Origin of the sequence: Stenotrophomonas sp. YIM B06876 (genome assembly GCF_030711595.1) — a bacterium.
In the GTDB taxonomy this organism is placed as follows: Bacteria; Pseudomonadota; Gammaproteobacteria; order Xanthomonadales; family Xanthomonadaceae; genus Stenotrophomonas.
On the sequence record NZ_JAUJUJ010000557.1, the window covers coordinates 1 to 442 of the forward strand.

Here is a 442-nt window from a genome sequence, read left to right on the forward strand (position 1 = left end):
AGGCCATTGGCATCGAAGGCATGGCAATCGGCCACGGTCACGTCGTACACGTCCTCGCTGCCCGCGTCGTCGAGCGCCTCGATCGTGGCGGTAAAGCGCTCGCGGTTCAGGCCGCGCTGGTAGCCGGCCAGCGCCTGGGCCAGCCGCTCGGCCTTGTCGGTGTCGGCAAAACCGATGCGCTCGGCATAGGCCCGCAGGTTGTCGCCGCTGAGCACCAGTTCGTGCTGGGCCTGCGTTGTGTAGTTCTTCATGCCGCCCTGCCCATCGGGCAGCGAGCGCTCCTGCGCGGGGCGGCGCTCGGTGTACAGCGTGGACACGATGCCCATGCGCAGCAGCATGCGCTGCACGGTCTGCAGCAGGCCCGCATCGCTTTGCGCGAGTCGCACGCTCACACCCTTGTCCTGCGTGCCCTGCACCGATCCATCGGCATCGAACAGCCCGC

General features: G+C 68.3%; 1 protein-coding gene. It reads right to left on the reverse strand.

The genetic code is table 11. The features are described 5' to 3' along the window. Positions 1-392: LAGLIDADG family homing endonuclease (locus QZH66_RS18445; protein WP_305807237.1), on the reverse strand; the 392-nt coding region annotated here is incomplete at its 3' end. Positions 393-442: the final 50 nt, after the last annotated feature.